Genomic DNA, 19,357 nt, shown 5'->3' with positions numbered 1-19,357 from the left:
GGTGTCCCGCTGTCAGAAGCCGTGCCGGGCGCCGCCGTCCACGGGCAGCATGACGCCCGTCAGGTACGACGCCGCGGGGGACAGCAGGAACGCGGCCGTGCGGCCGAACTCCTCCGGGGTGCCGTAGCGGCGCAGCGGGATGCGGGCCTCGCCGGCCACGCGCGTCGCCTCCGGATCGGCGGAGAGGCCGTCCAGCTCACGGATCCGGTCGGTGTCGATGCGGCCGGGCAGCAGCCCGACGACGCGGATGCCGCGCGGACCCAGCTCGCCCGCGAGGGACTTGGCGAAGCCCGCGAGCCCGGGACGCAGGCCGTTGGAGATGGTCAGCCCCGGGATCGGCTCGTGCACCGAGCTGGACAGCACCAGGCCGATGACACCGCCCGCGGTCAGTTCGGCGGCGGCCGCGCGGGCCAGCCGCACCGCGCCGAGGAACACGGACTCGAACGCGGCCGTCCACTGCTCGTCCGTGTTGTCGGCGACATGGCCGGGCGGCGGCCCTCCGACACTGATCAGGACGCCGTCGAAACCGCCGAAGTGCTCCCGCGCCGTGGCGATGAGCCGGGCCGGTGCCCCGGGGTCGGCGTTGTCGGCGAGCACGCCCACCGCGTCGGCGCCCAGGCCGGCCGCGGCCTCGGCGGCCCGCTTCTCGTCGCGGCCCGTGACGACCACCTTCGCACCCTCGGCGACGAGTTCCCGTGCCGCCGCGTTGCCCAGCCCGCGCGTGGCGCCGGTGACGACGTACACACGGTCCTTCAGTCCAAGATCCATGGCCTTATCCTGCCGTCCCGCTCCCGAAAAGGTCGAGGGCGCTGGCCACCAGGCCGAGATGGCTGAACGCCTGCGGGAAGTTGCCGAGCAGGCGGCCGGCGGCCGGGTCGTACTCCTCGGCGAGCAGACCGACGTCGTTGCCGAGTCCCACCAGCCGTTCGAACAGCTCGCGGGCCTCGTCCGTGCGGCCGGTGAGGTGCAGGGCGTCGGCGAGCCAGAACGAGCACACGATGAAGGCGCCCTCCCGCCCGGGCAGCGAGTCCACGGGGCCGTCCGTGGAGTACCGGCGCAGGAGGCCGTCGCAGGTCAGTTCCGCCCGCACCGCGTCGATGGTCCCGGTCACCCGGGGGTCGTCCGGCGGCAGGAAGCCGACGCGGGGGATCAGCAGCAGCGCGGCGTCGAGCGCGCGGGAGCCGTAGTACTGCGTGAACGTGTTCCGCTCGGGGTCGAAGCCGCGCTCGCACACCTCCCGGTGGACCTGGTCGCGCATGGCCCGCCATCGCTCCGGATCGCCTTCGAGCCGCGGGTTCTCCTCCAGGGCGCGGACGGCGCGGTCGGCGGCCACCCAGGCCATCACCTTCGAGTACACGAAGTGGCGGCGAGTGCCGCGCACCTCCCACACCCCCTCGTCCGGCTGCCGCCAGACCGACCGCAGGTACTCCATCAGCGCGCACTGCACCTGCCACATGTGCGGTTTGACCAGCAGCCCCGAACTCCGGGCCAGCGAGAGCGAGTCGATGACCTCGCCGTACACGTCCAGCTGCATCTGCCGCACCGCCTCGTTGCCGACCCGGACCGGTGCCGAACCCCGGAAACCGGGCAGCCAGGCCAGTTCGTACTCGGGCAGCCGCCGTTCGCCCGACAGGCCGTACATGACCTGAAGGTCCGCCGGGTCGCCGGCGACCGCGCGCAGCAGCCAGTCGCGCCATGCCTCCGCCTCCTCGTGGTAGCCCGCCGCCAGCAGCGCCTTCAGGGTGAGCGTCGAGTCGCGCAGCCAGCTGTAGCGGTAGTCCCAGTTGCGCACGCCGCCCAGCACCTCGGGGAGCGAGGTGGTGGGGGCGGCGACAATGCCTCCGGTGGGCGCGTAGGTGAGGGCCTTGAGGACGATCAGGGAGCGCATGACGGCGTCCCGGTGCGGGCCCCGGTAACGGCACTGCGCCGCCCAGGCCTGCCAGTCCGCGACGCTGCTGTCCAGCGCCTCCGACGGATCGATGAAGGGCGGATGCGGTTCGTGCGAGGGATGCCAGGTGAGGACGAACGCGATCTTCTCGCCCTTTTCGACCGTGAACTCGGAGTGGGTGACGAAGTCCTTGCCCCAGGTGCGCACCTGGGGCAGGCTGCGCAGCCATACCGAGTCGGGACCCGCGACGGCCACGTGGTGGCCCTCGGCGCGGCGCATCCACGGCACGATCGAGCCGTAGTCGAACCGCAGCCGGATGCTGCCGCGCAGGGTGACGCGGCCGTCGAGGCCCTCGACGACGCGCACGAGGTCGGGGGCGCGGTCACGCTGCGGCATGAAGTCGGTGAGGCGGACCCTGCCGTCCGGGGTGTCCCATTCGGAGTCCAGGACGAGGGTGTCGGGGCGGTAGGCGCGGCGGGTGCACGCGCCGGCGCCGTCGGGCGCGATCCTCCAGTGGCCGTGGTCCTCGGTGCCGAGCAGCCGGGCGAAGCAGGCGGCCGAGTCGAAGCGGGGCAGGCACAGCCAGTCGATCGAGCCGTCACGGCCGACCAGCGCGGCCGTCTGCTCGTCGCCGATGAGCGCGTAGTCCTCGATGCACGGGTGCACGGGGTGCGGGTTCCCGGCGAGGCGCGGGCCGAACCGGGCGCGAGGCGGCGGTGGCCCGGTCGGCGTACCTGCCGGGTCAGGCCGTGGTCGGTCGGCGTACCTGCCGGGTCAGGCCGTGGTCGGTCGGCGTACCTCCCGGGTCAGGCCGTGGTCGGTCGGCGTACCTCCCGGGTCAGGCCGTGGTCGGTCGGCGTACCCCCCGGGTCAGGCCGTGGCCCGGTCGGCGCACTTCCGGTCAGGTCGTGGTCCGCCCGGGTGCCCAGGGCGCGCCGGTGCCGCCGCCGGCGCGGGAGAAGATCACCCCGGGGTCCGCGGGGGCCCGGTTGAGGACCCACAGGCCGATCAGCACGGCCAGGGTGAAGACGACCGTGACGAGCACGGCGAGGACGAGCCGGCGCCGGCGTTCGCGGCGCAGCCACTCGCCGCGTGCCGTGCGATAGGCGTCGGGGGCGGCCCGCACCCCGTCCGCCAGTGCGGCGAGGGCCTCGCGCAGTTCCCGCTCGGTCCGGTCCGGGCTGGTGTCGTTCATCGCCGGGCCTCCATCGCCTGGGTCAGGGCGGCGATGCCGCGCGCCGTGTGAGTCTTGACGGAGCCGCAGGAGATCCCCATCGCCGCAGCGATCTGACGTTCCTTCAGTCCGAGCCAGTGCCGCAGCACGAGTGCCTCCCGCTGGCGGGCCGGCAGTTGCTGGAGCGCGTCGATCAGCACGCGCTGGTCGTCGCGGAGGAGTGCGGTGCTCTCGGCCGAGGCGACGATGTCGTCGGCCGGGGTCTCGAGGTGTTCGAGGTGCTCGACGTGCTTGCGTGCGACCTGGAGATGGCGTATCCGCATGCGGGTCAGATTGCAGACGGTGGAGCGCAGATACGCCTCCGCCGCCTCCGTGTCCCGCAGCCGCCGCCACCTCCGGTAGATCTGGTAGTACGCCTCGGCGACCACGTTCTCCGGGTCGTCCGCGCCGAGCAGCACCGCGAGCCGCAGCATCGAGGCGTAGTGCAGCTCGAACAGCCGGGCCAGGGCGGCCTCGCGTTCCAGCTCCGCCGGGTCGCCGACCGCGGGGGCGAGGGGCGCGGCGGCGCCGACGGGCTGCGGGAGGAGCGGTTCCTGCGGCAGCGTGGCGGGCGGGCTGGGTCTGCGTCTCACGGGTTGTTCGCTCCGGTCTCGGGGCGCCGCCTGACGGTCAGGCGCGACGGTAGGTCGGTCGCGTCGGCGCCGCGCGGGACGCCGAGGCGTTCGAGGGCCGCGGTCCCGGCCACGGCGACGGTCAGGTTCAGGAGCAGGGCCGCGAGCCCCGCGTAGATCTCCAGGGGCGGCTGTGCGGCGCCGAGGGGCACGATCGACGAGAACCCCTCCCGCACCACCAGGAACGTGCCGGCCGCCATGCCCGCGCCCCACCCGGCGAGCAGCGCCCGCGGGTGCAGCCGTCGGGTGAACAGCCCCACGGCCACCGCCGGGAAGATCTGCAGGATCCAGACCCCGCCGAGCAGCTGGAGGTTGATGGCGTCCTGGTCGCGCAGCCCGAACACGAACGCCACCGCCCCCACCTTCGCGGTGAGGGACACCGCCTTGGCGATGCGCACCTGCCGCTTGGGCGTGGCGGTCGGGTGGACGTACTCGACGTACACGTTCCGGACGAAGCTCGTGGCGGCGGCGATGGACATCACGGCCGCCGGCACCAGCGCCCCCACGGTGATCGCGCCGAACACCAGCCCGGCCAGCGGCCCCGGCATCAGCCGGTCGACCAGCATGGGCACGGCGGCCTCGGCCCCGCCCTTCGGGGCCCTGACTCCGGTCGCGAGGGCCGCGACGCCGAGGAAGCCGAAGAGCGCGAGCAGCCCGGTCCAGGCGGGAAGCGCCACACAGACCTTGCGCAGGGTGCGCGGGCCGTCGGCGGCGAACGCGGCGGTGAGCACGTGCGGGTACATCAGCAGCGCCAGCGCGGAGCCGAGGGCGAGGGTGGCGTAGGCCGGCTGCTGGGCGGGGGAGAGGAGCAGCGGGGAGTGCGCGGCGTCCGTCCCGCCGAGCCGCCGTGCCGCGCCGTCGAAGACCGGACCGGGGCCGCCGAGCCGGTGCAGGACCAGCCAGCAGACGGCGGTGAGGGAGACGAACACGGCCACCGCCTTGAGCGCGGAGATGACGGTGGGCGCCCGCAGCCCGTGCCGGTAGGTCGCCACCGCGAGCCCCGCGAAGAGCGCCACCATCACCAGGTCGCCGGTCGCGCCCCGCGGGTACACGCCGCCGGCCGTCAGCACCGCGCGGATGCCGAGCAGCTGCAGGGCCAGATAGGGCATCGTGGCGAGGATCCCGGTCAGCGCGACCACCAGGGCCAGGGGCGGCGACCCGTACCGGCCGCGCACGAAGTCGGCGGCGGTGACGTAGCCGTGCCGGCGGGCCACCGACCACAGACGGGACAGCAGGACGAAGGCGAGCGGGCAGACGATCACCGTGTACGGCACCGCGAAGAAGGCCGGCGCGCCGGTGCCGTAGGCGAGTCCGGGGACGGCGGCGAACGTGTACGCGGTGAAGACCGTGCCGCCGAGCAGCAGCCAGGTCCACACGGGGCCGAGGCTCCGGTCGGCGAGGGCCCAGCCTTCCAGGGAGGGCAGCCGGTCGTTCGGGCGCAGCCGGCGCGCGGTGACGGCGAGCAGCGACGCTCCGCCGATCACGGCGAGGAACGTCGCGGTCATGGCGCTGTCGGCCATGGGTCACCGTCCTTGGTGTGCCTGTGCCCTCAGGGGGGAGTTGCGCGAGCGGCCGGTTCGGAGGACCGAAAACGGCGCGAAATCTGCTGGAAATCCGCCGTCCACCATTTCCGGCGGGTGCGCAACTCTTGCACAGACCGGCAGCGGAGCGGGAGAGGAGCCCAGGTCATGGCAGGGACCGGCGAACGCCGGGCACGGCGCGTCGCGACCGCCGTCCTCCTCCTCGCGCCCGCCGAGGGCCTCCCACCGGCCCGGCACCGGCGGGGCCGCCGAGGCGGCCCCTGATCCCTGCCGCGCGCCCCGCTGCCCCACCCCTGTGACCGTGTCACCCGCCGACCGAGGAGTCGTCATGTCTACATCAGTCATGCCCGGATCCGGGCACTCCGGCCCCGAGAGTCCGCCCCCGGGGCGGTCCCGCACGTCCCCCCGGGCGATCCTCGGGTGGGCCGCCGTCTCGCTGGTCGGGGCGGGTGCCTGGGGAGTCCTCGCGCTGGCCCGCGGCGAGCGGGTCTCCGCGGTCTGGCTGGTGGTCGCGGCGCTCGGTTCGTACGCCATCGCCTACCGCTTCTACGCCCGGTTCATCGCGCGCCGCGTGCTGAAGCCGGACGACCGCCGCGCCACCCCCGCCGAGCGGCTGGAGGACGGCGTCGACTTCCAGCCGACCGACCGCCGGGTGCTGCTCGGCCACCACTTCGCGGCGATCGCCGGCGCCGGGCCGCTGGTCGGGCCCGTGCTCGCGGCCCAGATGGGATACCTGCCCGGCACCCTCTGGATCGTGGCCGGAGTGATCTTCGCCGGTGCCGTGCAGGACATGGTGGTGCTGTTCCTGTCCATGCGGCGCGACGGCAGGTCGCTCGGCCAGATGGCCTGCGACGAGATCGGCCGGGTGGGCGGTGCGGCCGCGCTGATCGCCGTGTTCGCCATCATGATCATCCTGCTGGGCGTGCTGGCCCTGGTCGTGGTCAACGCCCTCGCACACTCGCCCTGGGGCACCTTCTCCGTCGCCATGACCGTCCCCATCGCGCTGTTCATGGGCTTCTGGCTGCACGTCATCCGTCCGGGCCGGGTCGTCGAGACCAGCGTCATCGGGGTGGCGCTGCTGCTGCTCGCGATCGTCGGGGGCAGCTGGATCCAGGACTCCTCGGTGGCCGGCGCGTTCACCCTGAGCCCGACGACCCTGGTGTTCTGCCTGGCCGGATACGGTTTCGTCGCCTCCGTGCTGCCGGTGTGGATGCTGCTCGCGCCCCGCGACTACCTCTCCACCTTCATGAAGATGGGCACCATCGGGCTGCTCGCGATCGGCGTCGTGGCCGCCGCGCCCGTGCTGCGCCAGGACGCGGTCAGCCACTTCGCCACCTCGGGCACCGGACCCGTCTTCGCCGGCTCCCTGTTCCCGTTCCTCTTCATCACGATCGCGTGCGGCGCCCTCTCCGGCTTCCACGCCCTGGTCGCCTCCGGCACGACTCCGAAGCTGATCCAGAAGGAGTCCCAGGTCCGGCTGATCGGCTACGGCGCGATGCTCATGGAGTCGTTCGTGGCGATCATGGCGCTGATCGCCGCGGCCACCCTCGAACCGGGCCTGTACTACGCGATGAACGCACCCGCCGGGCTGCTCGGCGCGACGGCCGAGTCGGCCTCGCACGCGGTGGCGGGCCTCGGCTTCACCATCACGCCCGACCAGCTGACGCAGGCGACCGAGGCCGTCGAGGAACAGACGCTGATCGCCCGCACGGGCGGGGCGCCGACCCTCGCCGTCGGCATGTCGGAGATCTTCTCCGGAGTCTTCGGCGGCAGCGGGATGAAGGCGTTCTGGTACCACTTCGCCATCATGTTCGAGGCGCTGTTCATTCTGACGACGGTCGACGCGGGCACCCGCGTGGGACGCTTCATGCTCCAGGACATGCTCGGCAACGTCTGGAAGCCGATCGGCCGGGTCAACTGGAAGCCGGGCAGCTGGCTGTGCAGCGGTCTCGTCGTGGCCGCCTGGGGCTACTTCCTCCACACCGGAGCCACCGACCCGCTCGGCGGGATCAACCAGCTCTTCCCGCTCTTCGGCATCGCCAACCAGCTGCTGGCCGCGATCGCCCTCGCCGTGTGCACCACCGTCCTCGTCAAGTCCGGACGGCTGCGCTGGGCCTGGGTCACCGGCATCCCGCTGGCCTGGGTGGTCGCGATCACCTTCACCGCCGGCTGGCAGAAGATCTTCTCCGACGACCCGAAGATCGGCTTCTTCGCCCAGCGTGCGCGGTACGTCGACGGCATCCACACCGGCACGGTCCTGCCGCCCGCCAAGACGCTCGACGACATGCACACCGTGGTCACCAACTCCACGGTCGACGGCGTGCTGATCGCGCTGTTCCTGCTGCTGGTCGCCGTCGTGATCGGCAACGCGGCGGTGGTGTGCGTCCGCGCCCTGCGCTCCCCGGTGCCGCCGCCGACCACCGAGGCGCCGTACGTCGAGTCCCGCATCGACGTGCCCGAGCAGGCCGGCGACCCGCTGGTGGGGGCACCCTCGTGAGCGCCCGGACCTGGGCACGGGCGGTGCGCTGGTACCTGCGCGAGCTGACCGGGGAGGCGGAGTACGACCGCTATTGCGCGCACCACCGGCGCCGCCATCCGCACGCGCCGGTGCCGACCCGCCGCGAGTACGAGGTGCTGCGCACACGGCACCGGGAGACCCATCCGCAGAGCCGCTGCTGCTGACGCCCGCGGTGGCCGGTGCCAGTGCCCCAACAGGCAATGTTCGCCCCGTCGCGGCGTCCGGCACGCTCCCCCGCTCTCGGCTCCGCTCGAGCGGGGGGACCCCCACGACGCCGCTCCTTGACGGGCAAACATTGCCTGCCGGGGCACTAGCCGGCGGTGTTCACGCCGTGGCCGGTGCCGGCTCCCCGCTCGGACGCTTCGTCGCCGCGGAGCGGTCGCGGGCCTCCCGGCGGGCCAGGGCGGCCCAGCCGATCGGAACGCCCGCCGTGAACAGCCACCACTGGATGGCGTAGGCCAGATGCGGCCCGATGTCGCCGTGTTCGGGGTCGGGCAGCAGCTGGGGGCTGCCGCCCTCGGGGGCGGGCGAGGTCAGCTCGACGTAGCCGCCGAGGACCCGCCTGCCGCCGAGACGCCCGGCCTGCTGCCTGCTGTCGATCAGCATGACCTGGCGGTCCGGCAGGCCCCGCACGTTCTTGATGCCGCTGTCCGCGGTCGTCTCGTCCGGCATCAGCCGGCCCGTGATGGTGACCTCGCCGGTCGCCGGCGCCGGGATCCGGGGGAACGCGGTCTGCGTGGCGTCCGCGGGGACCCAGCCCCGGTTGACCACGAGGACCTTGCCGTCGTCGAGGACGAAGGGGGTCAGGACGTGATAGCCGACCTCGCCGTCGGCGTTGGTGCGGCGGCGCACCACGACCTCGTGCGTGGTGTCGAAGGTGCCCCTCGCCGTCACCCGCCGGTACAGGTCCCGGTGCGGGACCCGCGCCCCGGGGGAGGTGAGCGACTCCGCGGGCACCGGCTTCGCCGCGAGCGAGTCGGCGATCACCTTGTTCAGCGCGACCCTGTGCTCATGGCGGTGCAGCTGCCAGAAGCCTAGCTCGATCATCGTCGGGATGAGGGCGAGGGCGACAAGGGTGAGGATCACCCACTGCCGGGACAACAGGAAGCGGTACACCCCACGACCGTACATCTCGGGACGTGGGGCACCGGCACGGGGGCTCTTCACGCGTGGTCGACGATGCCCGCCTTTCCCTCGGCGCGGGAGCAGTGCGCCCCGCAGTAGAAGTGGCCGTCGACCTCCACACCCTGCCCGATGATCTGCACGCGACAGTGTTCGCAGATGGGGGCCATCCGGTGGATGGCACAGGAGAAGCAGTCGAAGACGTGCACCGCGCCCTGCGCGTGCACCTCGAAGGTCATTCCGTAGTCATTGCCACATACTTCGCATCTCGCCATGCGCCACAGGGTGGGCCGTCGGCGCGGCGCGGGCGAGCGGGCGCCGGGCGAGTCGCACGGCAATCACCCGTACGTCGGTCAACCGCCGTCCCTCACTCCTTCGTGGCGGGTGTCGCGTCGCCCGCCGCGGGCTCGACGTCGCGCAGCAGCTGCCCGAACGCCGCCTCGTCCACCACCGGCGTCCCGTACGCCCGTGCCTTGACCACCTTGGAGGTGCCCGAGTCCGGATCGTTGGTGACGAGAAGGCTGGTCAGCCGGGACAGGCTCGTCGCGACGTGCAGCCCGGCCTCGACGGCCCGGTCCTCCAGCAGCTCGCGGTCGACGGACGTGTCGCCGGAGAAGGCGACCCGCATGCCCTGCTTGAGGCGCTTGCCGGCCTCGTACCGCCCCGGGTTGGGGTACGGGCAGGCGGGCCGCTTGCGGGAGGGGCGCCAACTGCCCGGGGAGTGCCCCCGGGAGGACTGCCGGCCGATCGTCGGGGAGGCGGACCACTCGACCAGCGGGCGGCACTCAAGGAGGGGCAGCCGCAGGCCCCCGCTCGCCGCGGCGTGCAGACTCGGCCGGAAGGCCTCGGCCAGCACGCGTGCGTCGTCCAGGGCGTGGTGCGCCCGCCGTTGGACCACGCCGAAGTGCGCGGCCAGTGTCTCCAGCTTGTGGTTGGCCAGCGGCAGGCCCAGCTCCTTGGAGAGCGCGATGGTGCACAGCCGCCGGCGGACCGGCGCCTCGCTCTGCGCGCGGGCGTACTCCCGGGCGATCATCGACCAGTCGAAGACCGCGTTGTGCGCGACGAGGACGCGGCCGTCGAGCCGGGCGGCGAACTCTTCGGCGATGTCCCGGAAGAGCGGCGCCCCCTCCAGCACCTCGCTCGTCAGGCCGTGGATCCACACGGGCCCCGGGTCGCGCTCCGGGTTGACCAGGGTGTACCAGTGGTCCTCGACCTCGCCGCGGGCGTCGAGCCGGTAGACGGCGGCCGAGACGATCCGGTCGTCCCGGGCCAGGCCGGTGGTCTCCACGTCGACGACCGCGTACCCCTCCGGGTACGCGGCCGGCCAGGCGGCGGGGGCCGCTGCGGTCGTACGGTCTTCGAGCATGGTCACTGAGGATACGGGCCCCGTCTGACACTCCCGCGCGCACCCGCGCCCGGGCGCCGGCCCGCGTCGCTCGCGCACGGGGCGCCCGCAACCGGGTCGCGAGCCGGAGGAGTTCAGCGCCCGCCCGGACGCCGCCGCGTCCGTTCCCTGTCCGGGACGGGCGCCCGCGGGGCTTTCGGGAACTCCGTCCGCCCGTCGTCCGCCGGTCGTCCGCCGGGCCCGTCCGCGGACGCCAGCAGGGAGCGCGTCAGCGCCTCCACGGAGGTGACGAACAGCCGTTCCGGGTCCGGCGGACCGGCCAGCGCGCGGGCCAGCACGGGGTCGTCCCCGGCGGACGCGGCGCTCCACAGTTCCTGCTCGCCGGGGTGCTGCGCGGGGGCGCGTTCGCGGTTCCGCTCGACCAGGACGTGACCGACGACCTGGAACTGCACCGCCCGTACGAGGTCGGCGGCCCCGGCGCCGCGCAGCCCGGCCGCGTGCGCCTCGCGCACCAGGGCCTGCTGGGCGGGCAGGAACATCCGCTCCGTCAGGCCGCGGCCGTGGACCAGCGCGATCAGGTGGGGACGGTCGAGCAGTCGCCGGCGCAGGGCGCGTGCGACGGAGACGATCCGCTCTGCGGGCGTGCGCCCCGAGGACCGGATCTCGCCGAGGTCGGCGACCGTACGCTCGACCAGCGCGTCCAGCAGGGACTCGCGGTTGCCGACGTGCCAGTAGATCGACGTGACGGCGGTACCCAGCCGGGCCGCGAGCCCGCGCATGGTGAGCGCGTCCGGACCGTCCCGCTCCACCAGGTCCGCGGCGGCGGCCAGGACCTCGTCCCGGGTGAGTGCCGCTCTCGCCATGATCCCCCCAAGGTCCGCCCGTGCAGCCCTGTTTACCCGGCACGAGGACTGCTGTAACTGTGTTACAGGTGACGGCCCATCAGAAGAAGGGCGGTACGACATGGCACGAGTGCGCTACGGCCCCCGCACGGAGGCGGAGATCGCCGCGGCACGCACCGCACACGCGAAGCTCCCCGACATCTGGTCCACCGGTGTGGTGGCCGTCTGGGAGAGCGATCCGGACGCGGTCGCGGCGGTGCTGCCACCCCCGCTCGAACCCACCGGGCGCCCCCTGGCGCGGGTGAACATCAGCACGGTCGAGCTGCCGGGACACCCACTGGGCGCGGGCTCCTTCGCGGTCGCCGCGGCGCACGGCGGCGTCGAGGGCTGGTACCCGCTCGTCATGCCGATGACCCATGAGCGGGCCCTGACCGGCGGCCGCGAGGTCTTCGGGGAGCCGAAGAAGCTCGGCGAGGTGACCGTCGAGCGCGACGGCCCCGTCGTCCGCGCCTCGCTGGCCCGCCACGGCGTCGCGTTCGTGGAGGTGCGCGGCACGGTGAGCGGTGACCTGCCGCTGCCCGAACCCCGCCCGAAGACCGACTTCTACTTCAAGTTCCTCCCGGCGGTGGACGGTTCGGGCTTCGACGCCGACCCCGTCCTCGTGCACTGCGTACGCCGCGAGACGGTGCGCAGACTGGAGCGGATCGCCGGCGACGTCGTCCTGCGGGAGTCGGCGTACGACCCCGTCGCGGACCTCCCCGTGCGCCGCCTGGTCGAGATCACCATCGGCGAGAAGACCAGCGACCAGCGCGGCACGGTCGTCGAACGGGTCAGCGCCGAGGCCCTGCTGCCCTACGTCCACCAGCGCTACGACGACCCGCAGCAGGTCCTCGACGGACCGCCCGAGGGGAGCGTGTGATGGAACTGAGCGCCGGACAGGTCGCCGTCGTCACCGGCGCGGCGAGCGGCATCGGGCTCGCGATGGCGCGGCGGTTCGCCGCCGAGGGGCTGCGGGTCGTCCTCGCGGACGTGGAGGAGGGCGCCCTGGAGAAGGCGGCGTCCCTGCTGCGCGGGGAGGGTGGCGCCGTGCACGCGCGCGTGGTCGACGTCGGGGAGCGCGCCGAGGTGCTGGCCCTCGCCGACGACGTCTACGAGCGGTTCGGGGCCGTCCATGTGCTCTGCAACAACGCGGGCGTCGGCTCGGGCGCGGAGGGCCGCATGTGGGAGCACGACCCGAACGACTGGGCGTGGGCCTTCGCGGTCAACGTGTGGGGCGTCTTCCACGGCGTCCAGGCGTTCGTCCCGCGGATGATCGCGGGCGGCGAGCCCGGCCACGTGGTCAACACCTCGTCGGGCGACGGCGGCATCGCGCCGCTGCCCACCGCCTCCGTGTACGCCGTCACCAAGGCGGCCGTCGTGACGATGACCGAGTCCCTGTACGCGCACCTGAGGGCCGAGCACGCGCGCGTGGGCGCCTCCGTGCTCTTCCCGGGCCCGCACATGCTGCGCACCGGACTGTGGGAGTCGCACCGCAACCGGCCCGACCGGTACGCCAAACGCGCGCCCCGCAGGACCCCCTACCGCAGCCTCGCCCAGTGGGAGGCCGCCATGAGGGCGGCGGGACGTGAGGTGCGGTTCACCCCGGTCGAGGAGGTCGCCGGGCTGGTGGTGGACGGCATCCGCGCGGACCGCTTCTGGCTGCTGCCCGACAGCGAGCACAGCGACGCACAGATCCGGGCGCGGGCGCGCTCCATGCTCGACCGCGCGAACCCGTCGTACCTCGAACGCTTCGTCCTGGACTGACAGGGGGCAGCCGTGACCGACCACGACCCGTACCTGATCATCTCCTCCGACTGCCACGCCGGGCTGCCCACCGAGGAGTACCGGCCCTATCTGGAGCGCCGTTTCCACCGGGACTTCGACGAGTTCCTCGCGGGGCGCGACCGCCGCCGCGAGGAGATGACCCGGCTCGGCATCCGCAACGAGACGTTCGCCGCCCGGTGGTTCCAGGACAACGAGGAGGGCCTGCGCGGAGGATGGGACACCGCGCAGCGCCTGAAGGAACTGGACGGCGACGGCGTGGCCGCCGAGGTGGTCTTCCCCGACGCCGACGCGGTGGACAGCCGGACGGCCGCGCCCTTCGGCGTGGGCCTCGGCCTCTCCGGCGACCAGGACCCCGAGCTGGGCATGGCGGGCGCGCAGGCGCACAACCGCTGGCTCGCGGACTTCGTGTCCGAGCACCCCGAGCGGCACTGCGGGGTGGCCCTGCTGCCCGTCACGGCGGAGACCGGCCGCGTCGTCGCGGAGGTGCGCCGAGCCAAGGAGTCCGGCCTGGGGGCGCTGTTGATCCCCGCCATGTGGGCCGGCAAGGAGCCCTACCACGACCGCCGTTACGACCCGGTGTGGGCGGCGGCGGCCGAGTGCGGGATGCCGGTCCTCACCCACTCGGGGGCCGCGCCGCGGGACGAGTACGGCGACCACCTGGGCATCTACGTCTCCGAAGTCACCTGGTGGCCGGCGCGCCCGCTCTGGTTCCTGCTGTGGTCGGGGGTCTTCGAACGGCACCCGGGGCTGAGGTTCGGCGTCGCGGAGTCGGGCTGCTGGTGGCTGCCGAACCTGCTCTGGTTCATGGACCGCCTCTATCTGGGCGCGCACGGCGGCAAGAAGCTCTCGCCCTTCGCCGAGCTGAAGCGGCCGCCCCACGAGTACCTGGACCGCCAGGTCTTCGTCTGCGCGACCAACACCAAACGGCGCGAACTGGCCCAGCGGTACGAGATCGGCGTGGACAACATCCTCTGGGGCAGCGACTTCCCGCACCCCGAGGGCACCTGGCCCGACACGCGCGGGTGGCTGCGGCGCACCTTCCACGACATCCCGGTGGGCGAGACGCGCCGCATGCTCGGACTGGCGGCGGCGGAGGTCTTCGGCTTCGACGTGGCGCGGCTGACCCCGCTGGCCCGGCGCATCGGCCCCACCCCCGCGGACCTCGGCCAGAGCGACGACCAGGCGGCCGTGGAGGCGTCGTGGGCCCGCTCGCGCGAGGTGGGCCGCCACTGGCTCACCGGCGAGGACTTCCCGGCCCTGGGAGCGACCCCGTGAGCGAGCGGTACACCGTGATCTCCGCGGACTGCCACGCGGGCGCGGACCTCCTGGACTACCGGCCCTATCTGGAGTCGCGGTACCACGACGACTTCGACGCGTGGGCGGCCTCGTACGTCAACCCGTACGAGGACCTGCTCGCCGACTCCGCCGACCGGAACTGGAACTCGGACCGGCGGCTCGCGGAACTGGCGGCGGACGGGATCGTCGCGGAGGTCGTCTTCCCGAACACGATCCCGCCGTTCTTCCCGTCCGGCTCGCTGACCGCCCCGACGCCCACGCGGGAGGAGTTCGAGCGACGCTGGGCGGGCCTGCGGGCGCACAACCGCTGGCTGGCGGACTTCTGTTCGGCGGCCCCCGGCCGCCGGGCGGGCGTCTTCCAGATCCTCCTCAACGACGTCGGGGAGGCGGTGCGGGAGATCCGGTGGGCGGTGGCGGCGGGCCTGCGCGGCGGCCTGCTGCTCCCCGGCACGCCGCCGGGGTCGGGTCTGCCCGAGCTCCACTCGCCGGTCTACGACCCGATCTGGGCGGTGTGCGCGGAACTGGACGTCCCCGTCAACCACCACGCGGGGTCGGCGTCGCCGCCCCTGGGGGACGAACCGGCCGCACGGGCGGTCTTCATGGTCGAGACGACGTGGTTCTCCCACCGCGCCCTGTGGCACCTGGTCTTCGGCGGGGCCTTCCACCGCCATCCCGGGCTGAAACTGGTGCTGACCGAGCAGGGCTCGGGCTGGATCCCCGGAGTGCTCGACATGCTGGACTACTACCACGGCCGGCTGGTGGCGGCGGGCGCGGGGGCGTCGACGGCGGAGTCGAAGTTCGGCGCGGGCCTGGCGGCGTCCATGGGCAGGGGCCCGTCGGAGGTGTGGCGCTCCAACTGCTTCGTCGGCGCGAGCTTCATGCGCCCGCACGAGGTGCCGCTGCGGGACCGCATCGGCCTCGACAAGATCATGTGGGGGAGCGACTACCCGCACGACGAAGGCACCCACCCGTACACGCGGGAGGCCCTCAGAGCCGCGTACGCCGGCGTGCCGCGCGAGGAGGTGGCGGCGATGGTCGGCGGCAACGCGGCCCGGCTGTACGGCTTCGACCTGGCCTTCCTGGACCCCATCGCCGCCAGGACGGGCCCCACGGTCGCGGGGACCGCGGAACCGCTGACCGAGCCGCCGCGGGACGCGAGGAGTCCCGCGTTCGCCCGGGGAGGCCGGGTACGGGTCTGGTGACACTCCGGGGCCGGGTACGGGTCCGGTGGCGCTCCGGGGGCCCGGGTCGGTGCGTCGGAGGGTTCGCCCGGGATGCCATCCTCACCCTGTGACGAAACCCATGCACACCGAGCCCCACGGCGGCGACCTCGGCACGCGGCTGAACTGGCTGCGGGCCGCGGTCCTCGGCGCCAACGACGGCATCGTCTCCACCGCGGGCCTCGTGGTCGGTGTCGCCGGCGCGACGACGGACCGCTCGGCCCTGGTGACGGCCGGCCTGGCCGGGCTGCTGGCGGGATCCATGTCGATGGCGGCCGGCGAGTACGTCTCGGTCTCCACCCAGCGTGACTCGGAGAAGGCGGCGCTGGCGCTGGAGAGATGGGAGCTGAGGGAACGGCCGGAGGCGGAGCTGGAGGAGCTGACCCGGCTGCTGCAGGACCGCGGCCTGTCGCGGGAGGTGGCCCGCGAGGCGGCGGTCCAGCTGACGGAACGGGACGCACTGCGCGCCCACGCGCGCGTGGAACTCGGCATCGACCCCGACGAGCTGACCAACCCGTGGCATGCGGCGTGGGCGAGTTTCCTGGCGTTCACGGTGGGTGCCCTGCTGCCGCTGCTGGCGATCGTGCTGCCCCCGACGGGCTGGCGGATCCCGGTGACCGTGGTGTCCGTCCTGGCCGCGCTCGTCCTCACCGGCTGGACCAGCGCGCGCCTGGGGGCGGCCGAGCCGGGGCGGGCCGTGCTGCGGAACGTGGCCGGCGGGGCGCTGGCGATGGCCGTCACCTACGCGGCGGGCGCGCTGCTGGGCGCGGCAGGGGTCTAGCCGCGGTCCGGCTGAGGTCCGGCTGAGGTTTCGCTGAGGTCCGGCCGTCCACGGGCGGAGATCACCGAACGAGCCCCCACCCCGGCCATACTTGTCGGTAACAACCTCTAGCCGCAGCCGACCTGCGGCCCTACGGTGCATCCATGCCGAACCTGCCCGATGTCGTGCTGTGGTCGATACCCGCCTTCGTGCTGCTCACCGTGCTCGAGGCGGTGAGCTACCGGATCCACCCCGACGAGGACGCCGAGGGGTACGACGCCAGGGACGCCGCGACCAGCATCGGCATGGGGCTGGGCAGCCTCTTCTTCGACTTCCTGTGGAAGATACCGATCGTCCTGATCTACGACGCGGTCTACTCGCTCACGCCGCTGCGGGTGCCCGTGCTGTGGTGGACGGTCCCGCTCATGCTCCTCGGGCAGGACTTCTTCTACTACTGGAACCACCGCGGGCACCACGTCATCCGGATCCTGTGGGCCTGCCACGTCGTGCACCACTCCAGCCGCAAGTTCAACCTGAGCACCGCGCTGCGCCAGCCCTGGACGTCCCTCACCGGCTGGCCCTTCTACCTCCCCCTGATCGTCCTCGGCGTGCACCCGGCCGCGCTGGCGTTCTGCTCCTCCGTGAGCCTCGTCTACCAGTTCTGGATCCACACGGAGCGCATCGACAGGATGCCCCGGTGGTTCGAGGCCGTCTTCAACACGCCGTCGCACCACCGGGTGCACCACGCCTCCCAGGGCGGCTATCTGGACCGCAACTTCGGCGGCATCCTCATCGTCTGGGACCGGCTGTTCGGCTCGTTCGTCCCCGAGACCGAACGGCCGGTGTACGGGCTCACCAAGAACATCGGCACGTACAACCCGCTGAGGGTCGCCACGCACGAGTACGCGGCCATCGCCAGGGACGTCAGGGCCGCGCGCAGTTGGCGTGAACGAGCCGGGCGGATGTTCCGCGGGCCCGGCTGGGAGCCGGCACCGGCACCGGCACCGGCACCGGCCGTCACCACGGCACCCGCTGTCGGGGAGCCGGCCGCGTGAGCCCCCTGCGTGAGCGCCTCGGGCGCGTGTCGCTCGTCGCGTTCGGGGTGGCCGCCGTCGTCGACCTCGGATCCCTGGCCGCCGGACACCATCTGGGGCACGTCCTGGCCAAGCCCCTCCTGATGCCCCTGCTCGCCCTCCACGCGGGCGTGCGCGGCGGTCCGCGCCTGCTGCTCGCGGCCCTGCTCTTCGGGTGGGGCGGCGACCTCCTGCTGATGTCCCACGCGGACGCCGCCTTCCTCGGCGGCATGGCCTCCTTCGCCGCGGGGCACGTCTGCTACCTCCTGCTCTTCCGGCGGTACGGCGCGCCGGGCCGGCGGCGGGCACGGCTCGCCGCCGCCTACGGCATCGCCCTCGTCGTCCTCGTCGCCCTGCTGTGGCCCGGCCTCCCGGCCGGCCTGCGGGTCCCGGTCGCCGGCTACAGCCTGCTGCTGACCGCGATGGCGTACGGCGCCACCCGGCCCGGCCCCGTCGCGGGCGTCGGCGGCGCGCTGTTCATGCTCTCCGACACGCTCATCGCGACCGGTGTCGCCGACTGGCCGCAGCTTCCCCGGGCGGACTTCTGGGTCATGGCCACCTACGTGGCCGCGCAGGCGCTGCTGGTCCGGGGGGTCCTCGGCGGGCGACGGGAGCCGGTGGCGGCGTACGGTGCGGCGCGCGCGTCCACCGTGTGACGGGCGGCGGGGGAGGCCGACCGGCACCGGGTGCGGGGGGACGGGCGCCGCGGCCGCGGGCGGTGCGTCAGGACCGGCGGGCCGGCAGCGGCCCCGGCACCGCCACCACCAGGCCAAGCGACCCCACGAACTCCAGCAGTCGGCGGCCCTGCGTACATCAGTAGCCTAGTGCCCCAACAGGCAACGTTCGCCCCGTCGCGACGCCCGGCCCGCTCCCCCGAGCTCTTCGAGCGGGGGGCGCCCCCACTCGCCGCACCGGGCACAAGCCCACGTACATCCGGTACGAGGACGTGCACCCGGCACGCCGAGAGCACGCTCCCCCACTCTCGGCTCCGCCCGAGCGGGGGGACCCCCACGACGCCGCTCCTTGACGGGCAAACGTTGCCTGCCGGAGCACTGGCGTTCAGGGGCCGCCCCCGCAGTCAGGAGCGCCCCACCTGGGACGCGTCCTCGAAGGCGAGCCGAACGATGTCGGAGGAGATGGCCGGTGAGGCCTCGCCCGGCGGCAGCGCGGGCGCCAGCGCGCGGAAGACCGCGTCCACCGAGGCGGGCCCGTACTCCCAGATGTGCTCCGTCGCCCGCAGTAGCGCCCCGCCGCGGGCCAGCGGTTCCACGGCGAAGAAGGCGCCGGTGTTCCGGAGGCGGTCGATGCCGCCCAGCACCTCCACGACGCCCGGGGAGCAGATCGTGATCCACCCGTATCCGCGCAGCATCGAGTCCAGTTCCGTGAAGGTGTCGTCCTGAAAGAGGCCGAGTGCGGCTTCCAGGGCGGTGCGGCCGGTGGCGAGTTCCGCGTCGTCCGCGACTTCGCCGAAGAGCACCGTCTCGTGGGCGTGCGCCTGGGACCTGAGGAATGCGGTCCAGCGGGACTGAGCCTCGGCTCTCGTGCCGGGATCACCGAACTCCTCGGTGGTGCGGTCCGCGACGAGCGCGATCCAGTCCGGGGCGTCCCTCTCCCGTACGACGGAGACGTCCAGCCAGGGTTCACCCGGAAATCCGTCGGGTCCCACCACGGCCAGCTGCACCTTGGCCTCGGGCGGCATCTTCTCCATGTCCCGGAGGAAGGTCCGCCAGTTCTTCGGCGACCAATGGGTCTCGACCTGATGCCCGGAAGCCCGGGTGACGAGCAACGAGGCCCAGAAACTTCCGGGGGGGCCGTAGGTGCTGCTTCCCCCGGTGATGGTCGAGGCGCGGGCGGAGAGGTCCAGGTCGTACCCGAACTCCTCGCCCAGCGCCCCGGCCAGTTCGGTGAGCGCCGCGGTGAACCACGCCTCGGCCACCGCGCGGTAAGCCGGACCGCCCTCGGGGCAGGGCAGGTCGATTTCGGTGCGCAGACTCGAGTTCAGCCTGATCTCTTGCTCCACCGCCAGGCCCTGCCCCTTCGCTCCGCCGGCTGTCCACCGGCCTCACGGACGTCAACCGCAGGC

The 19,357-nt window shown here is 73.4% G+C and carries 19 protein-coding genes; 9 read left to right on the top strand and 10 right to left on the bottom strand.

The window, feature by feature from the left end; all coding sequences use genetic code 11:
* Positions 1–12: 12 nt before the first annotated feature.
* The 5 genes from ACFYMU_RS11810 to ACFYMU_RS11790 all read right to left on the bottom strand — a co-directional run bounded on the left by ACFYMU_RS11810 (position 13) and on the right by ACFYMU_RS11790 (position 5,253).
* Positions 13–768, bottom strand: a complete 756-nt coding sequence (locus ACFYMU_RS11810; RefSeq protein WP_388371597.1) for an SDR family oxidoreductase — start codon at positions 766–768, stop codon at positions 13–15.
* Positions 769–772: 4 nt separating this feature from the next.
* Positions 773–2,554 (bottom strand): glycoside hydrolase family 15 protein, encoded by a 1,782-nt coding sequence (locus ACFYMU_RS11805; protein ID WP_388371595.1) that lies wholly within the window; start codon positions 2,552–2,554, stop codon positions 773–775.
* A 235-nt stretch (positions 2,555–2,789) separates the two neighbouring features.
* Positions 2,790–3,083 (bottom strand): hypothetical protein, encoded by a 294-nt coding sequence (locus ACFYMU_RS11800; protein ID WP_388371593.1) that lies wholly within the window; start codon positions 3,081–3,083, stop codon positions 2,790–2,792.
* A complete protein-coding gene (locus tag ACFYMU_RS11795) occupies positions 3,080–3,694 on the bottom strand; it encodes an RNA polymerase sigma factor (protein WP_388371591.1) in 615 nt (204 codons plus the stop codon). Before ACFYMU_RS11795 ends, ACFYMU_RS11800 begins: the two co-directional genes overlap by 4 nt.
* Positions 3,691–5,253, bottom strand: coding sequence for a sodium:solute symporter (locus ACFYMU_RS11790; protein WP_388371588.1), 1,563 nt, complete (start codon positions 5,251–5,253; stop codon positions 3,691–3,693). The genes ACFYMU_RS11795 and ACFYMU_RS11790 overlap by 4 nt, the downstream gene beginning before the upstream one ends.
* Positions 5,254–5,602: 349 nt before the next feature.
* Here ACFYMU_RS11790 and ACFYMU_RS11785 point away from each other — a divergent pair, with 349 nt between their 5' ends.
* Positions 5,603–7,771 carry a carbon starvation CstA family protein gene (locus ACFYMU_RS11785; protein WP_388371586.1) on the top strand — a complete coding sequence of 723 codons (2,169 nt, stop codon included), beginning with the start codon at positions 5,603–5,605 and terminating at the stop codon, positions 7,769–7,771.
* A complete protein-coding gene (locus ACFYMU_RS11780; RefSeq protein ID WP_388371583.1) occupies positions 7,768–7,956 on the top strand; it encodes a YbdD/YjiX family protein in 189 nt (62 codons plus the stop codon). Before ACFYMU_RS11785 ends, ACFYMU_RS11780 begins: the two co-directional genes overlap by 4 nt.
* Positions 7,957–8,116: 160 nt before the next feature.
* Here the strand turns inward: ACFYMU_RS11780 and ACFYMU_RS11775 are convergent, their stop codons facing one another.
* From ACFYMU_RS11775 to ACFYMU_RS11760, 4 genes are all read right to left on the bottom strand, one after another.
* On the bottom strand, positions 8,117–8,908 hold the full coding sequence (locus ACFYMU_RS11775; protein ID WP_388371580.1) for an SURF1 family protein: 792 nt from the start codon (positions 8,906–8,908) through the stop codon (positions 8,117–8,119).
* Between the two features lie 47 nt (positions 8,909–8,955).
* A complete protein-coding gene (locus ACFYMU_RS11770) occupies positions 8,956–9,189 on the bottom strand; it encodes a hypothetical protein (RefSeq protein ID WP_381083147.1) in 234 nt (77 codons plus the stop codon).
* Between the two features lie 92 nt (positions 9,190–9,281).
* A complete protein-coding gene (locus tag ACFYMU_RS11765; protein WP_388371577.1) occupies positions 9,282–10,280 on the bottom strand; it encodes a DEDDh family exonuclease in 999 nt (332 codons plus the stop codon).
* A gap of 113 nt (positions 10,281–10,393) precedes the next feature.
* Entirely contained in the window at positions 10,394–11,122 is a 729-nt protein-coding gene (locus tag ACFYMU_RS11760; protein ID WP_388371574.1) for a TetR/AcrR family transcriptional regulator, read from the bottom strand.
* 100 nt (positions 11,123–11,222) lie between these two features.
* Here ACFYMU_RS11760 and ACFYMU_RS11755 point away from each other — a divergent pair, with 100 nt between their 5' ends.
* The 7 genes from ACFYMU_RS11755 (at position 11,223) to ACFYMU_RS11725 (ending at position 17,930) form a co-directional block, all read left to right on the top strand.
* Positions 11,223–12,020 carry an acetoacetate decarboxylase family protein gene (locus ACFYMU_RS11755; RefSeq protein ID WP_388371572.1) on the top strand — a complete coding sequence of 266 codons (798 nt, stop codon included), beginning with the start codon at positions 11,223–11,225 and terminating at the stop codon, positions 12,018–12,020.
* Positions 12,020–12,904 carry an SDR family NAD(P)-dependent oxidoreductase gene (locus ACFYMU_RS11750; RefSeq protein ID WP_388371569.1) on the top strand — a complete coding sequence of 295 codons (885 nt, stop codon included), beginning with the start codon at positions 12,020–12,022 and terminating at the stop codon, positions 12,902–12,904. The genes ACFYMU_RS11755 and ACFYMU_RS11750 overlap by 1 nt, the downstream gene beginning before the upstream one ends.
* Positions 12,905–12,916: 12 nt before the next feature.
* The gene (locus ACFYMU_RS11745; RefSeq protein WP_388371566.1) at positions 12,917–14,200 is read left to right on the top strand and encodes an amidohydrolase family protein; all 1,284 of its coding nucleotides are present in this window, start codon (positions 12,917–12,919) and stop codon (positions 14,198–14,200) included.
* The gene (locus tag ACFYMU_RS11740; protein ID WP_388371563.1) at positions 14,197–15,423 is read left to right on the top strand and encodes an amidohydrolase family protein; all 1,227 of its coding nucleotides are present in this window, start codon (positions 14,197–14,199) and stop codon (positions 15,421–15,423) included. Before ACFYMU_RS11745 ends, ACFYMU_RS11740 begins: the two co-directional genes overlap by 4 nt.
* Before the next feature lie 88 nt (positions 15,424–15,511).
* Entirely contained in the window at positions 15,512–16,222 is a 711-nt protein-coding gene (locus tag ACFYMU_RS11735; protein ID WP_388371560.1) for a VIT family protein, read from the top strand.
* A 143-nt stretch (positions 16,223–16,365) separates the two neighbouring features.
* Positions 16,366–17,256 carry a sterol desaturase family protein gene (locus ACFYMU_RS11730; protein WP_388371557.1) on the top strand — a complete coding sequence of 297 codons (891 nt, stop codon included), beginning with the start codon at positions 16,366–16,368 and terminating at the stop codon, positions 17,254–17,256.
* 5 nt (positions 17,257–17,261) lie between these two features.
* Positions 17,262–17,930 (top strand): lysoplasmalogenase, encoded by a 669-nt coding sequence (locus tag ACFYMU_RS11725; RefSeq protein WP_388372222.1) that lies wholly within the window; start codon positions 17,262–17,264, stop codon positions 17,928–17,930.
* Between the two features lie 422 nt (positions 17,931–18,352).
* Here ACFYMU_RS11725 and ACFYMU_RS11720 read toward each other — a convergent pair whose 3' ends face one another.
* Positions 18,353–19,294, bottom strand: coding sequence for a hypothetical protein (locus ACFYMU_RS11720; protein ID WP_388371554.1), 942 nt, complete (start codon positions 19,292–19,294; stop codon positions 18,353–18,355).
* Positions 19,295–19,357: the final 63 nt, after the last annotated feature.

The sequence above is a fragment of the Streptomyces sp. NPDC007264 genome, assembly GCF_042869095.1.
GTDB lineage: Bacteria > Actinomycetota > Actinomycetes > Streptomycetales > Streptomycetaceae > Streptomyces.
This window is presented reverse-complemented; position numbering and strand designations above follow the sequence as displayed.